Origin of the sequence: Mycobacterium triplex (assembly GCF_000689255.1) — a bacterium.
In the GTDB taxonomy this organism is placed as follows: Bacteria; Actinomycetota; Actinomycetes; order Mycobacteriales; family Mycobacteriaceae; genus Mycobacterium; species Mycobacterium triplex.
Genome location: NZ_HG964446.1, coordinates 263,330 through 284,894, shown reverse-complemented (window position 1 = coordinate 284,894; position 21,565 = coordinate 263,330). Strand labels below are relative to the sequence as shown.

Below are 21,565 nucleotides of genomic sequence, written 5' to 3'. Positions count from 1 at the left end.
TAAATTAAATGCTTTTATTCGACCGGTGACAAATTAAGGCGGTATTTGCCGGGCCAATTTACGGCTTGATCCGGATCTGGCCGGGCGACCACCATCCGCTGCGGGTCGCGGTGCCCAGGTCGATCTGCGCGGGCTGGGCGTCGGCGATGGTGTCGAACCTGCGCAGCGACCCCCAGTCGCGGCCCCAGTCGTGGGACAGGTAGGTCGACATCACGTGGGCGCGCAGCAGCAGGTCGGTGATGCCGAGCAGGCCGCCGTTGACGCCGTCCTGCCAGGTGTCGGTGTCCTGCTTTTTGGCCGTGTAGTCCGGCGTGATGCGGAACTTCGGGATTTCGGTGACGCCGTTGACGTGCAGCATCGGCTGCTGGCACGGGAACGCCAGGCCGACCGCCCAGTCCATCAGCACCGGCTGCGTCGAGCCGACGTACTCCTGTAACGAGCGCAGCTCGGGTACGCGCGGCGGCGTCACCGCGATCCAGTCGTCCGGCGTCAGCGACAGGTCCTCGGCCACCACCCGGACCGCGATCGTGTCCGACGGCATCTCGGAGCGGGCGAACCGCAGGTTGCGCCACACCTTCGGCTGCTCGCCGTAGAGGTCGTAGGGCACCACCCGGCCGGCCGGCGCCACGGTGCCGTCGGGTCCGGGCTTGCCGTATTCCAATTCCACGGTCTGCCCGGTGGTGTGGTGGTGCAGGATGCTGTTGCCGGCGATCGCGCCCGCGGCGGTCACCACCACCAGCGGATGCCCGGCGTCGGGCTTGGGCAGCTGGTACCACGCCGAGGTGAGCCTGCTCTGCTGTTGCGGGCCGCTGGTGTAACTGCCGGCCACCGGAACCTGTGCGGGGTTCAGCCCGTAGGGCAACGGCAGCAGTGAGCCGTTGATCCCCGGCGCGGTCAATTTGGTCGGCCCGTACCAGTCGTAGTCGGTACCGGGCTGCGGCACGGCGGTCTCCCGGACCGCTTCGGCCAGCGTGCGCTCCGGTACACCGTTCGCGGTGAATCCCGTCGGGTTGATACCACCCAGCGCGCCCAGCGGGGAGTAGCTGCCGGGATACGGCGTCATGAAGCCGACATTGCTGTCCGGTTCGACGAGGACGTCGTCGGCCAGGCCGCAGCCGCCGCTGAACTCGCGCAGGTTGTCCCAGGCATTGGAGTAGGTGGGGTACTGGCGCACGATGCCCGCCGTCATCGACGCCACGAACACCAGCGCCATGAAGCCGGCGGCGAGCGGGATCGGCGCCGCGGTCAGCGCCCGCGCCAGCCGGCCCTCGCCGTGGCTCGGGTCGGCGAAGTGCAACCAGGCCGCATAGATTGCGGTGATCACAAAGAGTGCGAAAAATATTGTGCTGATTGAGATTCCGCCGACTTTCGGCATGGAGCTGTTGAACGGCACGCCGTAGCTCGAGACGTACCACCAACCGTTGGTGGTGGCGAAACACAGTGCCAGCACGAACATCAGCGCCGCGGTGAACGCCATCCGGTTGCGCGACCAGCGCAGCACCGCAGGCGACACCAGCACGGTGGTCAGGGCGGCCATCGCCGCACCCACCGCGGCGAACAGCCCGAAGTGGTGCACCCACTTGGTCGGGGTGAACATCAAAAAGAACATGGTGCCGAAGATGACACCCATCAGCCGCCACGCCGGCCCGCGGGCGACCCCCGGAACTCGCTTGCGCCGCAACATGATGAACACCGCGGTGAACAAACACAGCGCGGTGACCAGGAACCCGAACCGGCGCGACAGCGAACCGTCGACGGTGGGCAGGATCAGGTAGTAGTAGCGCAGGTTCTCGGTGTACCACGCCTGGCTGGGACCGATCGCGGTGCGAATCCTGGTGGCTTCCAACACCGTTGACAGTGTCTGGTCGGCGAACACCACGGTGAGGATGACGGTGCCGGCGGCCAGCATCGGGGCGACCAGCGGCCAGGTCCCGACCAGGCGATGCCGTTTCACCAGAATACGCAGGATCGGACGACCACCGGCGACCAGCGCGGCCACCGCGATCAACCCGGTCGGCTGCACACCCAGGGTGAATGCCGCGGTGACCACGGCCAGGGCGGCCGGAGTCAGCCGGGAGGCGCACATCGTGCGCTCGATCAGCACCCACGTGAGAAGCGAACCGACGGCGATGATCGGCTCCGGACGCAGCCCGTTGTCGAACGGCATCCACGCGGTCAGCAGCACCAGGCCCGCCGCCCAATTCGCCGCCTTGCTCGACGTCACCGCCGGCCCCAACCGGGGCAGCACCTCACGCGAGAGCAGCAGCCAGCACACCAGCCCGGCGACCAAGTCGGGCAGTCGCATCCACAGGCTGGCGTCGGTGACGTGGGTCATCAGCGCCAGCAAGTTGTAGTACCAACCGAAGGGGTCTTCCGGGCTGCCGAACCAGCGGAAGTAGTTGGACATGTAGCCGGCGTGGTCGGCGACCCGGGCCATACCCAGGATGTAGCCGTCGTCCGAGGAGTTCGCTCCGATCACATGCCACAGCACGAATCCGAAGATCACCGTGGCGTCGGCGAGGGTGAATTTCTTCCAGCGCGTCGGGATCAGCCGGTGCATCCGGCGACCGTCCAGCTGGTCCAGCCGCCACAGCGCGACCAGCGAGACGATGGTGGACAGGATGGCGCCCACCATCGCCAGCAGCTTCAACGTCGTTGGGGTGGTGGAGAACCGGGTGTCGATGGTCGACGAGAACTTCAATCCGGGCGGTGCGGGACCGACCAGGTCGGTGAACACCCCGACGATCTGCGGGCGCAGGTTCGGGTCGTTGAACCCGCCGCCGAGCGGTTTGCCCGCCGGGTCGGTCAAGCCGACGAAGGTGGCGAAAGTGCCGGCGCGGGTGGAGGTTATCTCGATGCGCTGGCATTGCTCGGACTCGACCTGCTCGCGCGACGCGCTGGCGATCACCACGTTTCGATCGGTGACGTCGACGCGCTTGGCGTTGACGACGACGAACAGCGCGTTGAGTGCGGCGTCCTTGCCCTTCTTGGGTGCGGTGCTCAGCACCACACCGCCCTCGGGCGCCACGCCACGCACCGCGTCGCACGGCACGCTGGCCGTCACGTCGACCGGGCTCAGCGAAATGAGCGGGGCCGTAACGCTATTCAGCTGGCCGCCCTGCGGCCAGTTCAGCATCGCGGTGGTCTGCACGACGGGCAGCAGCGGTGTCGCGACCGACAGCACGAAGCCGATCAGCCCGGCGATCGTGGCGACCCAGCGGGTGACGCGGACATCGTCGCGCGGCGCGGCTTCGGCGGGTGTATCGATGACGACGCTCACGGTAGTGCCCGAATCGGTCCTTGCCGGCTCCAGCCGTTCACGGTCATCACACCCTGTTCGACGACGGCGTTCGGCGCGAGATCACTCGGCACCAGTGGGTAATACTGCTCGACGGATCCCCAATCGCGATACCAGTCGCCGCGCAGGTAGGTCGAGATCGTCGACGTCCGCAACAGCGTCTGGGTGAACAGGAAGGGGCCGCCGGCCTCGCCGGCCTGCCACCCGTTCGACGACGCCGCCGTCTGCTTGTGGTCGGGAAGGATGCGGTACCCCGGAAGTTCGGCAACGCCAAGGTGTTCGGCGAACGGGCGCTGGCACGGGAAGTTCGCGGCGGTCGCGATGTCCATCAGCACCGGTGTCTGCGATCCCATCAACTGCTGCAGGGTCTGCAGCACGGGCACGCGCGGCGGCGTGAACGCGAACCACTGATCCTCGCTCAGGTTCGGGTCGTAGGCGACGATGCGCGCCACGTTGGCGTCGGGCGGCGCCCAGGTCAGCGGGAACCGCAGATTGCGCCACGCCGGCTCGGGCCCGATGTCGATCGGCTGGACCTCGGTGAGTGGCTGGGTGGTCCCGTCGGGGCGGGTGACACCCCACTGCAGTTTCAGCGACTGCCCGTAGGTGAAGGTGCCGTCCTCTTTGTACGACCAGATGGCGCCCGCGGCGGAGACCACCACCAGCGGGCGCTCCGGTGTGCGCTCTTTCCAATCAGGAGGCAACTGGTACCAGGCAGAGGTGGCGGTGGCCGACAGCGAATTCTCGCCGTAGCTGCCCATCACCGGGGTGCGGGCCGGGTCGAGCCCGAACGGCAGCGCCACGTTCGACCCGTTGACCCCGACCGGGCCCCTGCCGCCGGCGGTGCCCGCGGAGTCGCTCATCGCGGCGTTGGGCTTGTTCGGTGACGCGTCGGAGTTCACCACGCCCGGTTTGGTCACCACGGGATAGGACCTCAGGTCGTCACCCACCCCGCCGGGTTTGAAGCCGACGGGATTTGTGCCGCCGAGTGGGCCGTCGGGTCCGAACGTCTGGCCGCTAACCGGTTGCAGCAGGCCAAGATTGGGGTCGGGCTCGGTCAGCACGTCGTCGGCCATCGCGCAGCTGGTGTTCGACAGCCCGGAACTGAGCGCGGCCAGATTGGCCTTGGCGGTGGTGTAGAGCGGGTAGCGGAACACCGCACCCTTGGCCAGCGAGCCGACTTCGCCCAGCACCATGATCGTCGCGACGACCAACAGCGGCGTGGCGGCCAGCACGCGGTTACGCCGGCTCTCCTTGATCTCGGTGTGCCCGGCGTAGTCCATCCGGAAGTGCTGCCAGGCGGCCAGCAATCCGGTCGCGATCGACAGTGCCAGGAAAATCGACGTCACCGGCTGGCTGGCGACGACGGGCTGGATGTCGAACCATGGCACCCCGTAGTTGCCGACGTAGAACCACCCGTTGATGCCCGAGGTCGCCCAGGCCAGCAGGAACAGTAGCGCGGTGACGTACAGCGTCAGGTTGCGGCGACTGTGCAATCCGATGCGGGCGAAGGCGAACGCGGTGACCGCGCCGAGCGTCCCGCCCAGGCTGGCGAACGCCCCGAACTGCACGGCCCATTTCGTCGGCGTGAAGGTCAGCAGCAGCAGGCCCAGTGCGGTGGCGCCGATCAGCCGCCAGGCCGGGCCGCTGGCCAATCCCGGCACGCGGCCGCGGCGCAACAGCACGACCAGCATGCCGAACAGGCAGAGAAACAACACCAGCACCGCGAAGCGCCGCGCCATCGACCCGTCCGGGTTGGACTCGACCGTCAGGAAGTAGTAGCGCAGCCAGTCCTGGTACCACGCGATCGTCGGCCCGACCTTGTATTTGATGCGGGCCGACTCGGCGACCGTCGCCAGCGTCTGGCTGCGGAACACCACCACCAGGATCAGCGACAGCGCCGCCGCCAGCACGGCCAGCGGCGCCAGCAGCCCGTCGGTGGCGCGGCGGCGCCGGATGATCGTCGCGATGGCCCGGGCCCCGGTCAGCAGCGCGGCGACGGCGATCAACCCCTGCGGCGCCAGCGTCACGGTGAGCATCGCGACCACGATCGCCACTGCGGCGGGAGCCAGCCGCTGTAGAGCGATCGCGCGCTCCACCAACATCCAGGTGACGATCACGCCGAGCGCGATCAGCGGCTCGGGGCGCAGACCGTTGTTGAACGGCAACCACGCGGCCAGGAACACCACGCCGCCAGTGAGCACCGCCACGGTGTTGGATCCCAGTCCGCCCTTGCCGGGGCCCAGCCGGCGCAGCGCCCAATGGCTGATCACCAGCCAGCAGGCGATCCCGGCCAGCGTGGCCGGTAGCCGCATCCACACGCCCGCGGTGCTGACCGACGCCAGTTTGGACAGCACCGACAGGTACCAGTCGAACGGCGCCTCGGTGGTCCCGAAGTAGCGGTAGTAGTTGGCCACATAGCCGGCCTTCGGCGCCACCCGCGCGATCGTCAGGTTGTAGCCGTCGTCGGACGAGGCGGCGCCGATGACGTGCCATATCAGCAGTGTCGCGATCACGCCCACATCGGACAGCCAGGTGGCCCAACGCCACCCGGGGCGGGGCGGATGCGGGCGATACCGGGACAGCCAGCCGACCGGCGAGCGCCAGTTGACCAGGGTGCCGCCGCGGCCATGGCGGTCCAGCATGGCCAGCGCGACGATGGCGACCAGCACCGCCAGCACACCGGTCGCCATCACCAGCTTCTTCAGCGCGGTCGGCGTCGTGATGAACCGGGTGTCGATGTCGACCCGGGCCGACAGCCCCGGCTGGGCGGCCACCTTCAGATCGGTGAAGATGCCGCCGACCTGAGGCTTCTTCTCGGCGGACAGGATCCCGGCGGCACCCGGGATGCCGACGAAATCCGCGCCCGCCGCACCGGCGTCGGCCCACACGTGCAGCACGCTGCAGTCGCCCGCAGCGATCGCCGAGCGCTTGGCCACCGCGGCCACCGTGTCCCGGAAGGCGACGACGACCACGTCCTTGTCGGCGCGGACGAACAGGCCGTTCTTCCCCGGGTCGACGCCGCCGGTCGGCAGCGTCGAGATCACGAGTCCGCCGCCGGCCGGCAGGGTGGCCATCGCCGGGCAGGGGATGGAGATGTCGAGTGTGCGCGGCGCACCGGACACCAGCGGCGCGGTGATCTGGGTGACGTGCCCGTCAGGACCTGCTGTGCTGCCCTGCGGCCACGCGATGGTCGCCGTGGTCTGCTTGACCGGGAGTAACGGGACGACGAGGCACAACAGTAGGCCGGCGAGTCCGGCGACGACGGCGACCAGGCGCAGGATCCGCTGGGATCGCTCGTCGTGGGGCACGGGGTTCGATGGTAAGCGACGCCGCTTGGTGGGTTGAGGATGCGGGGCCGCACCCGCTGGGCGCCTTCGAAGATTCGTGCATTTTCGGGTCCCGGTCTGAAACCATGCAAGGCGATGACGGACTCAGGTCTCGGGTTCGGCGTGTTGGGGCCCTTACAGGTGACCGCCGGCGGTACGCGGATGAACTTGGGGGCACCGAAGCAGCGTGCGGTGCTGGCGATGCTGGTGATCAACCGCAACCGGCCGGTGTCCGTCGACTCGTTGATCGGCGCGGTCTGGGACGAGGACCCGGTACCGGCCGCACGGATCAGCATCCAGTCCCACGTGTCCAACCTGCGGCGGCTGTTGCGCACCGGCGCGGGCGTCCCGAGCCAGGTGCTGGCCAGCGTTCCGCCCGGTTACCAGCTCAGCATCGCCGACGCCGACTGCGACCTCGGCCGGTTCAGCACCGGCAAGGCCGCGGGTTCCCAGGCCGCCGCCGCGGGTCGGTTCGAGGATGCCAGCAGCCACCTGTCGGCCGCGCTGAGCGAATGGCGCGGGCCGGTCCTCGACGACTTGCGCGAGTTCGCGTTCGTCGACGCGTTCGCCGCCGCGCTGATAGAAGAGAAGGTCGCCGTCCACACCGCCCACGCGCAGGCAGAGATCGCCTGCGGGCGTGCGGAATCCGTCATCGGTGAGCTCGAGGCGATCACCGCCGAACATCCGTACCGGGAACCACTGTGGGCGCAGCTGATGACCGCCTACTACGTGACCGAGCGGCAATCCGATGCACTGGGTGCGTATCGGCGACTGAAGAGCGCGCTGGCCGACGGGCTCGGCATCGACCCCGGGCCGACGGTCACCGAGTTGCACGAGCGGATCCTGCGCCAGGAACCACCGGCACCCACTCGGGCGGCGCTGACCACGCTGAAGGTCAACGTCGACGTGCCCGCCGTCGAATCCGCCGCGATTCCCGTCGACGGGTCAGTCGTCGTGGTGTTGCGCGACAAGTACGGACGCGAGTACCGGCTCAACGACGCGACCACCCGGATCGGCCGTGTCATGGACAACGACATCGTTCTCGACGACAACGACGTCAGCCGGTATCACGCCGCCATCACCGACAGCGGCACCGGCTTCGTGATCACCGATCTGCGTTCCACCAATGGCGTCGAGGTGCAGGGCAAGCGCATCCGCGGCAGCGTTGTCCTCGGCGACGGCGATCACGTCAAAATCGGCAGCCGAGAATTCACCGTCGAAATCCGTTCGCGCTGACCGCTATTCGGGCATCCTCGCCGCCAGCGTGGCGCAGCCCGGGCCGCTGAGGTCGGCCAGCGCCGCGCGGCGTCCGGCCATCGCCATCAGCAGGGCCTCGCCCGGGCCGGTGACCGCCGGCCCGCTGCCGTGTGCCCAGTCGACATCGGTGGCCCGCAGTTGCAGCCCCCTGATCCGGCGCCCGGCGCCCAGGCGTGGATTGCCCGGCACCAGACCGAGCACCCGTTCGAGCCGAGCGGGCGGCACACTGCGCGGTCGGCCGAGCGACCGGCGGATGTCCTGGTGATGGATCGTGCCGTCGACCAGCGCGATCATGCCGCCGAAACCGGCTGTCAATCCCTGCGGTTGGAGGTGGTTGCGCAGCGAGGCGAGCAGTTGAGGGGCGCTCAGCGGGGCGAATTCGTCGACGCCCACCTGGTTCGCCCGCACCACCCAGCCCTTCGCGAAACGCTTCAGCAGCCCGATCTTGCCGAGCTCCTCATAGCTGATCACGTGCGCCACAACATCTTTGACGCTCCACTTGGAGCACAGGCTGGGTGTCTCCCAGTCCTGCGGGCTCAGCGTGGTCAGGAAATCCGCGAGGTCGGCCCGTTCGTCGTGGGCCATGCTCATCATCGACCCGACGGCGGTCATTGCGGCACTCCGGCGGTGAGGGCGACGTAGCGGTGCAGGTACAACGGCCATCCGGCCTCGCCGTCGACGCCGTCGGCAACCGACCGCCAGCCGGGGCCGTGCCGGTCCAGGTGGCGGTGGTCCAGGTCGACGCGCGTGCGCGTTTCGGACTCCGCGGTGAAGCGCACCTCGACCTCGCTGGTTCGCGACTGGTCGGATTCCGGTTGCCAGGACGGACTGATGTCCCAGGTGAACAGCAGCCGGTGCGGGGGCTCGTAGGCGAGCACGCGCGCCCACCGGCACACGCTGCCGTCGACACCGCGGTCGTAGATGTGGCCGCCGGCCCGGCTTTCGAACACCGTCTCGGCGATCGGGACCGCCAGCAGGTTGTGCTCCCGCGGTTTGAAGTCGCCGAACTGTTCGGTGAAGACGGCGAAGGCGCGTTCGATCGGGGCATTGACGATCACCTGGTGCTGAACTTCGGGGCTGCGCGGCTGGGTCATGACGCCTCTCCTTCGATCTCGGTGAACTTGGCCGCATAGTTGGCCAGGGCTTGGGTCCAGAACCGGTCCAGCTCGGCGCGCATCGCCTCGAGGCCGGTCGGGTCGAGCTGGTAGACGCGACGGGTCCCCGCCGCGTGGTCACGCACCAAGCCGGCGCATTTGAGCACCTTGAGGTGCTGTGACACGGCCGGGCGGCTGACCGGCAGCTCCCGGGCCAGTTCGCCTACGGCTGCCGGGCCATGCGCCAGGCGCTCCATGATGGCCCGGCGCGTGCGATCCGCCAGGGCGACCCACGCATCACCAGAGGATTGGTAAGTCGTCACGAACCGTAAGTTTACGCTTACCAATAGCGCTCGTCAGCGGCGCATGAATTTCGCAAGGATCTCGCAAAGGCCCTGCAAGCGGCGCGCGTGAGGATACCGGCGTCGGCAACCAGGAACCGAGTCGCACAGCCGGCAGCGACAAAAGCGCAAAGGAATCGATCATGAACTGGACACGGATTATTGCCGGGGCGGTGGTGTCGGGTGGCGTTGCGGCCGCCGGTTTGGGCTTGGCCGTGTTCGCCACGGCCGATGGCCCCCACTACTGGTGCCCCGGGGACGCCATGCCGGCGACCGTCGGCCTCACCTGGGACATGACCGTCTGCCACCAATACCACCGGCTTCCCAGCGGCCAAGTCGCCGAGGGACCCGCCCCCGACAGTCGCTGAGTCTTTGGGATCGGTAGCACCCTTGACCGGTTGCACTGGCGGCATGAACACTTCTCACAACATGAAACGAGCGTTTGCCGGTGCGGTGGTGTCGGGCGGCTTGGCTGTCGTCGGATTGAGCCTGGCCGCGGGAATCGGCCAGGCTCAGCCCGCCCCGATGGTGTGCCAGGACGGCGGCACGGTACCAAGCCCGACAAATAGCTGCACCTATCAGTGGTGCCCGGGCTCACCGGTCATGAAGCACATGCCGAACTGGGACAGAAACGTCTGTCACCCTTGGTATTTCGATCAGAACAGTCCGCCGACCGACTCGGTCATCATCGAGGGTTTCCCGCCGCCGCGGCCGCCGTCGCCGCCGTGCATCCCGTTCGTCAACTGCCTGCCGGGGCTGTAGCTAGCCCCGACGCAGCGGGGCTGGGTCCCACAGGCCGCCGCGCGTCGCGGTGCCCAACTGGAGACGGGCGGGCTGGGCGTTGGCGTAGTACGGCGTCAGGCGTTGCAGCGAGCCCCAATCGCGTGACCAGTCGTCCTTCAGGTAGGTGGCCATCGTGGTCGCCTTCACCAGCAACTCGGTGACACCCAACGGGCCGCCGCCGTTGTTGTCCATCACCGGCGAGTTGGCCTCGGCGCCGAACCGGTCCGGCAGGATGCGCCACTTGGGGGTTTCGTCGACGCCGTTCTGATGGCCGAACGGTCGCTGGCACGGGAATGCCAGACCCACCAGCCAGTCCAGGAACACCGGATCCGACGAGCCCACCACCTGCTGCAGCGTGCGCAGCTGGGGAATGCGCGGCGGGGTGACCGCGATCCAGTGCTGCGGCGCCAGGTCCTCGTCGTTGGCGACCAGACGGACCTGGGTCGCGCTCTCGGGAATCCAGGACATCGGCATCCGCAGATTGCGCCATGCCGGGGAGGCGCCGACATCGAAGAACTGGAACGACCCGCCCGGGTGTCCGCCGGCCGCCTGCGCATCGGTGGCCCACTGCACCTGCACCTCGCGCGCGTCGAACCGGCCGGCCGCCGAGACGACCAGCAGCGGGCCCGCCTTGTCCCGCGGCGGCAACCGGTACCAGCCCGAGCGCAGCATGGCGGGCACCTGGATGCCGGCCCGCCAGCTGCCCAGCACCGGGGTGTGCGCCGGATCAAGGTTGTACGGCAGCTGGGCGCGTGAGCCGTTGATGCCGGGCGCGGCGCTGGTGCCGCCCTCGGTGCCGGCCTCGCTGGTGGTGGTCTTGCCGTCTTCGTTGACGAAGCTGCGGTCGCCCGGACGCTCCATCACCGGGTCGGCCGAGACATCGGACGGGATACCGTTGGGCGTGAAGGCTTCCGAGAGACCGGCGCCCAGCGCGTCGCCCACCGGGGCGGACATCGGCAACAGCATGCCGGCGTTGGGATCCTGCTCCACCATGACGTCCTCGGCCAGGCCGCAGGACTTACCGGTCAGCGCTTCCAGGTTGGAGCGGCCCACCGACCAGGCCGGGTACTGCCCCGTCATCGCCAGCGTCAGCGAGAGGACTTCGAACGTCACCAACGCCCACGCCGCAATTGCCAACGGGGACTGGATGATTGCGGCCATCCGCGCCCCATTGCGGGTCTTGGGGGGCCCGTTCTCCGGAGCTACGAAGTGGAACCATGCCGACAAAAGCAGCACCACCAGCGTCAGCCCGAGCAGCGCGGTGGCGAACGCGTAGTGCCAAGCCGGGAATGCATTCGACCATGGCACACCGAAATTGGAGACATACCACCAGCCGTTGACGCTGGCGAACGACATTGCGACCAGGAACAACACCGTCGCTGAGAACACGGTGCGGTTGCGGCGTGAGCGCATCGCCACACTTGTCACCGCAACGGCGGCCAATGCGCCCAGCGAGCCCGCCAGCCCGGCGAACACCCCGAAGTGGTGTGTCCATTTGGTCGGGGTGAACATCATCGCCAGGAACGAGATGATCGTGATGCCGACGATGCGGCGGCTGGGTCCGGCCGCGGTGCCCGGAATTCTGCCCTTGCGCAACGACATTGCCACGGTGATGCCGAGAGCGAGCAGCACCGCCAGCACCGCGAAGCGGCGGGCCACGGATCCGTCGGGACTGGCCATGAACAGCCGCTCGTAGCGGATGTGTTCGTCGAACCAGCTGAGGCTGGGCCCGAGCGCCCGCTTGAGCGCGGTGGCCTGCAGTTCACCGGCCAGCGTTTGGTCGCGGAAGATCAGGATCACCGTCACGGTGGCCGCGGCCAGGATGGGCGCCAGCAGTGGCAGTACCCCGAACCGCCTGGACCGGCGGTGAATGATGGTGCGCAGCGGCCCGATTGCGACCAGCAGGGCGCCGATCGACGCGATGCCGGTCGGCCCGGAGAACAGGGTCAGCGCGCCGATGATGCACGCGATCGCCACCGGCAACAGCCGATTGGTGGCCACCGCCCGCTCCACCGAGCACCAGGTGAGCAGGATGCCCAGGGCGATGATCGGCTCGGGGCGCAGCCCGTTGTCCAGCGGCAACCAGGTCGCCAGGAACAGCCCGGCGGCCGTCCACGCCGCCGCACGGTTGGTCTTGACGGCGTGGCCCAGGCGGGGGATGACCTCGCGACTGATCGCCCACCAACAGGTCAGCGCCATCGCCAGGGTGGGCAGCCGCATCCAGACGCTGCTGGTACTGACGTGCGCCCAGATCGCCAGCAGGTCGTAGTACCAGCCGAACGGTGCCTCGGGCGTGCCCAGCCAGCGGTAGTAGTTGGCCATGTAGCCGGCGTGCTCGGACACCCGGGCCATGGTCAGGATGTAGCCGTCGTCGGAGGTGTTGGCCCCGACGAAGTGCCACCACACCAGTACGGCGATGACGAGCGCGTCCAGCGCGCCGATCGACCACCATCGCGACGGCAGGAAGCGGCGGTGCCGGGTGCCGTCGGCGGTGTCGAGGATGTGCAGCGCGATCAGTGCGACGGCGGTCAGCACGACGCCGAGGATCATCGCGGCCATTTTCAGCGGCGTGGGGCTGCTGCTGTAGCGGGTGTCGACGGTCGCCGAGAAGCTCAGACCGGGCGGCGTCGGTCCGGCCAGGTCCGTGAAGACGCCGACGATCTGCGGGCGGAAGTCGTAGCCGCTTTTCTCGCCGCGCAATGGCGCGCCGGGATGTTCGGCGTTGGGTCCGTAGGTCAGCCCGACGAATTCGGCGGTGACCCGATCGGCGTGCGCGGTGAAGGTCAACCGCTGACAGGCCGGGCCGAGGACCTCACTCAGCGGCGCGGTCACCACCGGGACGTTGCGCACCACCAATACCAACTCGTCGTTGGCGCGCTGGATCAGCAGCCCGCGGTCGACGGCTTTGGGCGCCTGCTTGGGCACGGTCGACAACAGCACGGTCTTGCCGGCGTTCCGCGGTCCGGCCAGTCCGGCGGCGGCCGCGCACGGCACGGAGATGTTCAGGTCGGTAGCCACATAGCCGATCAGCGGCGCGTCGACGCTTTCGAAGGTGCCGTTCTGCGGCCAGTTGAGTTGGGCGGTGGTCTGGTCGACCGGTAGCAGCGGCGTGGCGATCGCCAGCAGGGCCCCGAGCAGACCGGCGACGACGGCGACGATGCGAGCGGTCCGGTGCTTAGCTCCCGCGCCCTTCACGGACCTAGATGGTAGTTCTTCGGCCAAGTCGCGCGCGGTGTCGGTCGCCATCAGCGGCTCGGCCCCGGTTGGGCCGCCGGCCGGCGGATGGCCAGCACAAACGGACCGACGCTTTGCACGGCGAAGCGCGGGTCGTCGAACAGCGCGGCCCGCAGGTCGACGGTGTAGCGACGAACGTTGGGCTGGTTGGGGTACACGTCCTCGGCCAGGCGCAGCGTGTAGTTGTTGTTGGCGCCGCGGCGCATCAGGAACACGGTGGGCGGAGGCCACGGTGAGGTGTCCAGTGCGTGGATCAACTCGTCGGGGCTCTTGAGGTTGGACCACTTCTTGATCTGCGCGGCGCGCAGGTCGAACTGCGCCAGCGGGTTGGCGTAGTGCGACGTCAATCCCTGGAAGCCCCAGTAGGGGTAGTAGGACAGGAAGCTGTAATCGGCGGTCAGCACCACGGTTTGGTCCCGCGGCTTGCCGGTGACCGCCGCGATGGCGGCGTCGATGGCGGGGTAGAACTTCTCCGAGCCCGGAGGCCGCCGGTCACCGCGCTGGCCGTGGCCGTCGGTGTCGGTGTAGGCGATGGTGAGATCGGGTCGCAGCACGTCGGGGATGTCCTGGCTGAACGCGATGGCGGCGGTCAGCCCGATCGCACCGGCCACCGGCAACGCGGCCCGGCTTCGGTGTCGCAGGGCGAGTGTGCCCTCGATGAAGCCGAACACTCCGGCGGCCACCAGCAGCACGCTCAACGTCGGCTGCAGCCGGAACGACAGCAGCGTGGTGCGCGCCAGCGTAGTCAGCATCGACAGCAGCGACCACAGGTAGATGGCCAGCACCCCGATCGTCAGGGCGCCGGCACGCACCGACGAACGAGTGCGCACCACCAGCCACAGGGTGCCCAGCATGCAGATCGCCCCCAGCAGCGAGAACTGCAGCATCGGGAAGGTCAGCTCGGCGCCGTCGGCCGGTAGGTAGTGGAATGCGCTGCCGCTGTTGCTGACCGGATTGCTCGCCGCGCGCACCAGGAACGGCAGCCAGGTCGTGGCGGCGATGGCGGCTGCGATGACGGCGATGACGACCACTCGGCGCAACGGGTCCAGCGCGGCTTTGCGGCCGGCCCGTCGCCAGCGTGAGACCACCAGCACCAGCGCCATCAACGCGATCGTGAAGGCGGTGTAGCCGAATAGCAGCGAGTACCAGGTGGCCGTGAAGCCGAGGAACAGCCCGGCCCCGACGACCGCGGCCCAGCCCGCGCGACTCGGCCCCTGTCCTTCGAGCGTGACGCTGCAGTCACGCTCGGCCTCCAACGTGACTGTGGCGTCACGTTCGGTGTTTGGGGACCAGCGCCCACCGGCGCGCAGGCCCGACCAGGTCAGCACCAGCACCGGCGGCAGCAGCATGGTGATCATCGCCGCGTAGGGCTCCGGCGAGCTGTAGGCCAGCGTCACCGCCGTGGTCGCGGTCGTGACGATCAGCGCGTACTCGAAGCGGATCATCCGCCACCACAGCACCAGCGCGACGGCGACGGCGATCGTGATCGAGGTGATCGCCCACGGCTTGAACAACTCCCACGCGGGTGTCCCGGTCAGGGCCGCGGCACGCCCGCCGATCCAGAACCAGCCCGGCGGGTAGAACGACGGCAGCCCGAGATAGGTCATGTCGTGCAGAGCGGGGCTGTCGGCCAGGCGCGTCAGGTACTCGGTGCGGAACTGCTGGTCGACGGAGATGCCGAACAGATACAGCTTCGTCGCTCCCAACGGCATGCCCAGCGTCACGATGCAAAACGCCGAGGAGAACACCAGCCCGCCCAGCTGGGCGACCAGCCGCCACCGGCCGGCCCGCCGCCACAGCCAGCCGACGCCGAGAAGCCCGATCAGGCAACCGGTTTGGCCGACGGTGGTCAGCGCGTGCAGCTGGTTCGACGACGGAAAGGCCGGCCACTGGACCCGGGCGATGGCGATCAGCGAGATCACCGAAACGACGACGGCCACTACCACCGCGGCTAACATCTGGCCGAGGCTGGCCAGTGCGTTACGCATGATCAGATGGGCAGCTTGCGGAAGATGGGCCGCGGGATGTGTCGCAACACCATCATCACGTATTTGAATGCTGCTGGCGCCCAAACCAATTCCTTACCTTTTGCGGCTGCGGTGACCGCGAGGTTCGCGACATACTCTTTGTCGACGGTGAGCGGCGCTTCCTTCACATGCGCGCTCATCCGGGTGCGCACCTGGCCCGGGCGAATCACCAACACGCGAACTCCGTACTCGCGCAACGCCTCCGACAAACCGAGATAGAAACCGTCCAGGCCGGCCTTGGTGGAGCCGTAGACGAAGTTGGACCGTCGCACCCGCTCGCCGGCCACGGTGCTCATCGCGATGATCTGGCCGAAGCCCTGGGCCCGCATCTTCTCGCCCAGTAGTACACCCACGGAAACCGCTGCCGTGTAATTGATCTCAGCGGCCAACACGGCCTTGTGCTGGTTTTGCCACAGCTCCTCGGCGTCGCCGAGGATGCCGAACGCGACGATCGCCACGTCGACGTCACCGCCCGAGAAGGCCGCCTCGATCATCTTGGGGTGGCTGTCGGGCTCGGTGGCCTCGAAATCGATCAACTCGACCGAGCGCGCTCCCGCGGCCTTCATCTGAGCGACGGCGTCGTCACGCCCCGGATCGCCCGGCATGGCGGCCAACAGGATTCGCGCGTGTGCGTTCTGCAGGTAGCGCTCGCAGATCGCGAGCCCAATCTCGGAGGTACCGCCCAGCAGCAGGATCGTCTGCGGGTTTCCTACGGCGTCAAGCACCATCTAGAGCAGCTCCAAGCGTCGGGCCATGTCGGAGGCGAAGACCCGCAACGGGTCGGCCTTGCGGCGCACGGCGATCCACTCGTCGATGCGGGGATACATGGCGTGAAAGGTTTCGGCGTTGGTGCGCGAGTCCTTGGCGGTGTAAACCCGCCCGCCGAATTCGAGTACCCGGCGGTCGAGTTCGTTGAGGAACTCGTTGACCCCGGGCTTGTTGGGGAAGTCCATCGCGACGTTCCAGCCGGCCATCGGGAAGCTTAGCGGTGCGCGGTTACCCGGGCCGAAAAGCTTGAACACGTTCAGCGCCGAATAGTGGCCCCGCGTCTGGATCCAGCGGATGATCGCCTTGAACTCGTCCAAAGCGTCCGGTGGCACCAGGAATTGATGTTGCGCGAAACCCGTTGGGCCGTAAGCGTTATTCCAGCCGCTGACCAGGTCGAGCATGTGGTAGAACTGGGACAGATTCTGGATCTTGCCGGTGTAGTTTCCGCCCAGCCGGTAGTACGTTTCGCCGATGGCCATGAACGACAGCTTGTTCATCGCGCTGAGCGGGAAGACGTTGGGCACCGTCAACAGGTGTGGCGCGTCGAATTTCAGCGGATTCTTGGCCAGCTTCTGGGGTAGCTGATCCAGTTTCGCCAGGCTGCCCCGGCTGACCGCGGCACGGCCGAGCTTCGGCGCCGGGCTGATCAGGTCGAACCAGGCGCTGGAGTAGGTGTACCTACTTTCGCTGCCGTCGACGTGCACGGCGACGGTCTCGTCGAGGTCCTTGGTGGCCACGCCGTCGGCGACGAAGTACGCGGTTTCCGTCGGCGTCATGGCGATCGTCGCACGCAGCACGATCCCGGTCAGGCCGCTGCCGCCGACGGTCGCCCAGAACAGCTCGGACTCGGCACCCTCAGGGGTGATGGTGTGCACGGAGCCGTCGGCCATCAGCAGATCCATCGACCGCACATGGCTGCCGAAGCTGCCCGCGCTGTGATGGTTCTTGCCGTGGATGTCCGACGCGATCGCGCCGCCGATGGTCACCTGGCGGGTGCCCGGCAGCACCGGAACCCACAGCCCGAACGGCAGCGCCGCCCTCATCAGTTGGTCCAGGCTGACCCCGGCGTCGACATCGACCAATTGGGTGTCGGCGTTGATCGAGTGGATGCGGTTGAGCAGCGTCATGTCGATCACCAGGCCGCCGCCGTTTTGCGCGTTGTCCCCGTAGGACCGGCCCAGCCCGCGGGCGATCACGCCTCTTCCGTTTGAAAGGCCGCCGGAGTCGGCGACGCGGGCCACCGCCTTGGCAATCACCTCGGGATCGGGCGTCGAGAGCACGTGTGCCACCGACGGCGCGGTGCGGCCAAAGCCCATCAGCCGGGTCGGGGTGGTCGGAAAGTCGGCGCTCAACATCGTCACAGAGGGTACCGCTTGCGCGGGAAGGGTCAGTGGATGCGGAAGATCACGACTCGCTGCACGATGAAGTTGATCACCGTGGCGGTGCCCTGCGCGATCACGAATGCGACGACGGCCGCCCACCCCCGGTAGTGCATCAACACCAGGCAAAGATGGTTGAGCCCGACTTGCACGGCGAAGGTGACGGCGTAGAGAACCATGACCGCGACGAAGCGGGCGGTGCTGGGCGGGGCCTGGAACGTCCACCGGCGGTTGATCAGGTAGGCGGTAATGGTGCCCACCACGAAGCTGGTGGCCTTGGACACGTCGACCTGCACGCCCAGGACCTTCCAGAGCAGCATGTAGAGGCTGAAGTCGACGACGGCGGCCATCCCGCCGGTCGCGACGAAGCGCACGATCTGCGTGGTCAGACCGAGGCGCGCGGGCGCGGTGTCCGACTCGGGGGGAAGCATTGGGGGAGTTTATCGGGGGTGTGCGCGCCCCAGCGTCGGCTAGCGGGGCAGCTTGACCGCGATCAGCTCGACCTGGCTTTCGCCCTGCGGGGTCGAGTAGGTGACCGTGTCGCCGGCTTTGTGTCCCACCAGGGCCAGCGCCAACGGACTGTGCGAGGTCAGCGTCTCGGCTTCGCGGCCGACGGGCGTCTCCTCGACGATGGAGATCACGTGCATCTTGACGACCTCGCCGTCGGCGAACTTGAGGGTCACCTCGGTACCGCCGGGCAGCGCCGCGTCCTCGTGGGAGTTCGACGGGCCGGTCCGCAGCCGCCGGTCCAGTTCGTTGATCCGGTCGCCGAGGACCACCAGTTCCTCGGCCCGCTGGATGGCCTCCGCGGCGTCGCCGTGGTCGCCGATCATGCCGCGGTCGTCCTTGACCTCGGCCTCGAGATTGTCGCGGCGCAGCCGCAGGCGGTCCAGCTCCGCGGCGAGGTTCTCCCGCGCCGCATCCGCCACTGATTGGACTTTTTTACTCACGTCCGTCGACCTTCCGCGGCGCCCCATCGTGGTCGCGGGGCATCCCAATTTGCCTGGTGGTGAATTTGTGGTGCTTCAGTGTCGCACCACACGAACTCGGCCGCCACCGATATCCGGCGAGCTGCTGTCATCGGTTATACACGCGTGCCGCGATCGGCCGGCCGCTCTTTCCGCGCCGTCGGGCGCGTTTTACTGCTGCGACGCGGTGTCCGTGGTTCCGGTGAACGTCGCGTCGTCGTACTCGACGATCTCACCGCGCAGCGCGTCGAAGATGGCCATGCCCTGCGATACCAGCCCGGCGGCCACCTGGCCCAGGCCCTCGGCGCCATTGAGCACCGTGAGGTTGGAGTTTGCCAATCCCAGCGCGGCCTTCTCGACGATCTGCGGCAGCTGGTCGATCAGCGCCTTGTCCAGCGCGACGCGGTTGTGCGACGCCGCCGCCTCGGCCTGGATCTTCATCTTCTCGGCATCGGCCACGGCCATGATGCGGACGCGCTCGGCTTCGGCCTCCGCGGGCTTGACCACCTCGGCGACCAGTTCCTGCTGGCGCAGCTCGGCGGCACGCTGGGCCAGCTCGGTGCGCATCTTGAGCACCTCGCGCTGGGCCTCGGCCTCGGCCAACGGGCCCGCCTGGGCGGCAAGCGCCTGGGCCTTGTCGACCTCGGCCTTGTACTCCGCCTTGACGATCGCGGTCTGGCGAGCGAATTCGGCCTGCTTGCGCTGGGATTCCTGCTCGGCCTCGGCGGCCGCCTGGTTCGCCTGGGCCTGCGCGATCTGCGCCTGCTGCTGGATGGCGGCGTTGTGCGGCGCCGACATCGCGTTGATGTAGCCGAGGCCGTCGTCGTCGATGGACTGGATCTGTAATGCGTCGACGGCAAGACCGATGCGGGCCATCTCCTCCTTGGAGCCGTCGAGGACCTCGGTGGCCAGCTTTTGGCGTTCCCGGATGATCTGCTCGACGGTCATCGACCCGATGATCGACCGCAGGTGGCCGGCGAAGATCCGGCCGGTCAGTACCGACATCTGGTCCTGCTCGGACAGAAATCGCTGCGCGGCGCTGATGATGCTCTCGGTGTCGTTGCCGACCTTGAACGCGATCACCGCCCGGACGTTGAGGGTGATCCCCTGTTGAGTGACGCACTTTTCGGCGACCTCGGACTCACACATGGCCAGGGTGAGGAAGCGCGCCTTGCGGAAGAACGGCAGGACGAACGCGCCGTGGCCGGTCACCACCCGGAACGGGGCATTGCCTTTCGCGCGGCCGCCGGAGATGAGCAGCGCCTCATCCGGGGCGGGGACCCGATAACCGAGCATTTTTGGACTCCTTAGGTTTTGGTGTTGTGTAGCAGGGGATTTCACTCGTTGTCTGGATCAGGACAGGTCCTGCTCGGCTCGTTCCCAAGGCTCGACCACCACGGTCCGGCCGCCCCGGATCTCTACTACCAGGACCTTGCTGCCCTTCGGTAACGGGTCGTCGGACCAGGCCAGGAACGTCTCCTTCGACCCCCGTACGGTCACCAACACCTCGCCGGGGCCGCGGTCGCCGCGCGTCGCCACGACCAGTTTTCCCACACAACCGATTGCCAAGGCGTCGCTCACGATCGCATATTCCTCCATCGACGGCGTCTGCGCTACGCCCAGCCCCCTACCCCAGATCAGAAGGGCGGTGGATCGTTGCTGGCGGTGAGGCGTTCGGCGCGTCGCGCGGCTTGGGCGGCAATGCGGGCTTCGTTGATGCCGCGCTCCCAGCGGATGCGGGCGGCGCGGTCTAGGGCCCGGGTTTGTCGCCGGGCCGGCATCATGAGTCCGCGGGTTTCTGCCGGCGACGGTGTCCAGGTGGGCAGCGTCAGCGTCCCCGTTGGAACGGCCAGCGCTGGAAACAACAGGCTGCCACCGGGTTTGGTGAGGTAAGTATGCCCCGTTGGCGATGTCCACACCACGGTGCCGTCGGGCTCCTGCCGATCCGCCCAGCCTGCCGGGCCGGCAAAGAACGTCTTGAGCAGGTGATGGTAACGGCACAGCAGTTTGAGATTCGACGGATGGGTCGGACCCAGCGGAAACGGCACGGTGTGATCGACGTCGCAGACCTCCGCCGGTGCATCACAGCCCGGGAATCGGCAGCACAGATCGCGAAAGCGGACGAACTCGGCCAGCGCCGCCGAAGGCCGATAGCCCGACTCCACCCGGCCCTTCGGGATGATCAGGGGCTTGACCTTGGCGGTACCGGCCAACTCGCGCAACCGGGCCGGGGGCAAGGGCCCAAACCCGGGTAGATGGCCGAGAGCTTGCGATCCGCCGTCCACAGCGGTCTGCTCGGCGAGTACATGAATCACCACATTGGCGCCCGAAGGGCGTTGTGCGGCGGCGCAATCCGGTGAACCACACTGGCAACGCAGCGCCTTGAACCCGGCGGCCAGCGCGCCCATGGCATCGGCGCGGCGCTGGGCGTGGGTGCGCGGATCCGCCCGGCAGACGGTGCTGGCCAACGCATCCAACTTGTGCTCCAACGCGGCGCCGTCGGTGGCGTGTAGCTGCGCCCACACTCCGGCCAGCCCAGAATCGGTGGGCGCGATCTCGACATAGCGATCCTCGGTGCGCGCTCCCGGCCGCCGCACCCCCGCCGGGTCGAACCGGGCCACCCACAGATCAATGCGCTCGGCGAGTTTGGGCCCCGACAGCCGCATCCATCGCGGCGCATGTCGGGCTATCGCGGCATCGACCTTCGCGATCAACTCGGCATCGTCGACCAAGTCGGTGCGGTACACCGCCGCGGCCACCAACCGTAAGTCGATGTCACCGCGCGCAAACACCTCAGCCACCCGCGGCAGCCGCTCACGCAACGCAATCGCATACCGCAACCGTTCCCGGGCCCGGCCTCGACTGATCCGCAACGCCGCACCCAACTCGGCCACCACATTTTCATGCCCGTCAATGGCCCAGCAGGACCGCTCGACATCATCATCGGGCGCTCGACGCGCATACAGCTCACCGACCGCCACCAGCTCCCGCGCACACGCGGCGTTTTGCGCGCGCGCCGCGGCAGTGATGGCATCCACCACGCCCGCATCGGTCAGCGAATCGAACATACATTCGATTGTACGCGCCTCG

General features: G+C 68.0%; 17 protein-coding genes. 3 read left to right on the top strand and 14 right to left on the bottom strand.

Annotation, left to right across the window (positions count from 1 at the left end; genetic code table 11):
- Positions 1–58 precede the first annotated feature (58 nt).
- On the bottom strand, positions 59–3,280 hold the full coding sequence (locus BN973_RS01320; RefSeq protein WP_139830129.1) for an arabinosyltransferase domain-containing protein: 3,222 nt from the start codon (positions 3,278–3,280) through the stop codon (positions 59–61).
- Positions 3,277–6,606 (bottom strand): arabinosyltransferase domain-containing protein, encoded by a 3,330-nt coding sequence (locus tag BN973_RS01315; RefSeq protein ID WP_036465423.1) that lies wholly within the window; start codon positions 6,604–6,606, stop codon positions 3,277–3,279. Before BN973_RS01315 ends, BN973_RS01320 begins: the two co-directional genes overlap by 4 nt.
- Positions 6,607–6,720: 114 nt before the next feature.
- Here BN973_RS01315 and BN973_RS01310 point away from each other — a divergent pair, with 114 nt between their 5' ends.
- Complete coding sequence (locus BN973_RS01310) at positions 6,721–7,860, top strand: BTAD domain-containing putative transcriptional regulator (protein WP_036471904.1); 1,140 nt, start codon at positions 6,721–6,723, stop codon at positions 7,858–7,860.
- 3 nt (positions 7,861–7,863) lie between these two features.
- On the opposite strand, the gene BN973_RS01305 is transcribed toward BN973_RS01310, so the two are convergent.
- The 3 genes from BN973_RS01305 to BN973_RS01295 are packed head-to-tail and all read right to left on the bottom strand — an operon-like array spanning position 7,864 to position 9,298.
- Positions 7,864–8,493, bottom strand: a complete 630-nt coding sequence (locus tag BN973_RS01305) for a maleylpyruvate isomerase family mycothiol-dependent enzyme (protein ID WP_036465422.1) — start codon at positions 8,491–8,493, stop codon at positions 7,864–7,866.
- Positions 8,490–8,975, bottom strand: a complete 486-nt coding sequence (locus BN973_RS01300; RefSeq protein WP_036465421.1) for an SRPBCC family protein — start codon at positions 8,973–8,975, stop codon at positions 8,490–8,492. The genes BN973_RS01305 and BN973_RS01300 overlap by 4 nt, the downstream gene beginning before the upstream one ends.
- Positions 8,972–9,298, bottom strand: coding sequence for an ArsR/SmtB family transcription factor (locus tag BN973_RS01295; RefSeq protein WP_036465420.1), 327 nt, complete (start codon positions 9,296–9,298; stop codon positions 8,972–8,974). Before BN973_RS01295 ends, BN973_RS01300 begins: the two co-directional genes overlap by 4 nt.
- Positions 9,299–9,459: 161 nt before the next feature.
- On the opposite strand from BN973_RS01295, the gene BN973_RS01290 reads away from it, so the two are divergent.
- Positions 9,460–9,684, top strand: coding sequence for a hypothetical protein (locus BN973_RS01290; protein ID WP_051641064.1), 225 nt, complete (start codon positions 9,460–9,462; stop codon positions 9,682–9,684).
- Positions 9,685–9,745: 61 nt separating this feature from the next.
- Complete coding sequence (locus tag BN973_RS01285; protein WP_139830130.1) at positions 9,746–10,078, top strand: hypothetical protein; 333 nt, start codon at positions 9,746–9,748, stop codon at positions 10,076–10,078.
- Here BN973_RS01285 and BN973_RS01280 read toward each other — a convergent pair whose 3' ends face one another.
- From BN973_RS01280 to BN973_RS01240, 9 genes are all read right to left on the bottom strand, one after another.
- Positions 10,079–13,345 carry an arabinosyltransferase domain-containing protein gene (locus BN973_RS01280; protein ID WP_036465419.1) on the bottom strand — a complete coding sequence of 1,089 codons (3,267 nt, stop codon included), beginning with the start codon at positions 13,343–13,345 and terminating at the stop codon, positions 10,079–10,081.
- Positions 13,345–15,321: a galactan 5-O-arabinofuranosyltransferase gene (locus tag BN973_RS01275; protein WP_036465418.1), complete on the bottom strand. Its 1,977-nt coding sequence runs from the start codon at positions 15,319–15,321 to the stop codon at positions 13,345–13,347. The genes BN973_RS01280 and BN973_RS01275 overlap by 1 nt, the downstream gene beginning before the upstream one ends.
- A 2-nt stretch (positions 15,322–15,323) precedes the next feature.
- Positions 15,324–16,088, bottom strand: a complete 765-nt coding sequence (locus BN973_RS01270; protein WP_036465416.1) for a decaprenylphospho-beta-D-erythro-pentofuranosid-2-ulose 2-reductase — start codon at positions 16,086–16,088, stop codon at positions 15,324–15,326.
- On the bottom strand, positions 16,089–17,483 hold the full coding sequence (locus tag BN973_RS01265) for an FAD-binding oxidoreductase (RefSeq protein ID WP_036465414.1): 1,395 nt from the start codon (positions 17,481–17,483) through the stop codon (positions 16,089–16,091). It lies immediately after the preceding gene.
- Between the two features lie 32 nt (positions 17,484–17,515).
- Complete coding sequence (locus BN973_RS01260) at positions 17,516–17,881, bottom strand: GtrA family protein (protein ID WP_139830133.1); 366 nt, start codon at positions 17,879–17,881, stop codon at positions 17,516–17,518.
- A gap of 96 nt (positions 17,882–17,977) precedes the next feature.
- Positions 17,978–18,457: a GreA/GreB family elongation factor gene (locus BN973_RS01255; RefSeq protein ID WP_036465410.1), complete on the bottom strand. Its 480-nt coding sequence runs from the start codon at positions 18,455–18,457 to the stop codon at positions 17,978–17,980.
- Between the two features lie 189 nt (positions 18,458–18,646).
- Complete coding sequence (locus BN973_RS01250) at positions 18,647–19,771, bottom strand: SPFH domain-containing protein (protein ID WP_036465408.1); 1,125 nt, start codon at positions 19,769–19,771, stop codon at positions 18,647–18,649.
- 57 nt (positions 19,772–19,828) lie between these two features.
- Complete coding sequence (locus tag BN973_RS01245; RefSeq protein ID WP_036471901.1) at positions 19,829–20,056, bottom strand: hypothetical protein; 228 nt, start codon at positions 20,054–20,056, stop codon at positions 19,829–19,831.
- A gap of 56 nt (positions 20,057–20,112) precedes the next feature.
- The coding region (locus tag BN973_RS01240; protein ID WP_414097001.1) for an HNH endonuclease signature motif containing protein at positions 20,113–21,565 on the bottom strand (1,453 nt) is incomplete at its 5' end.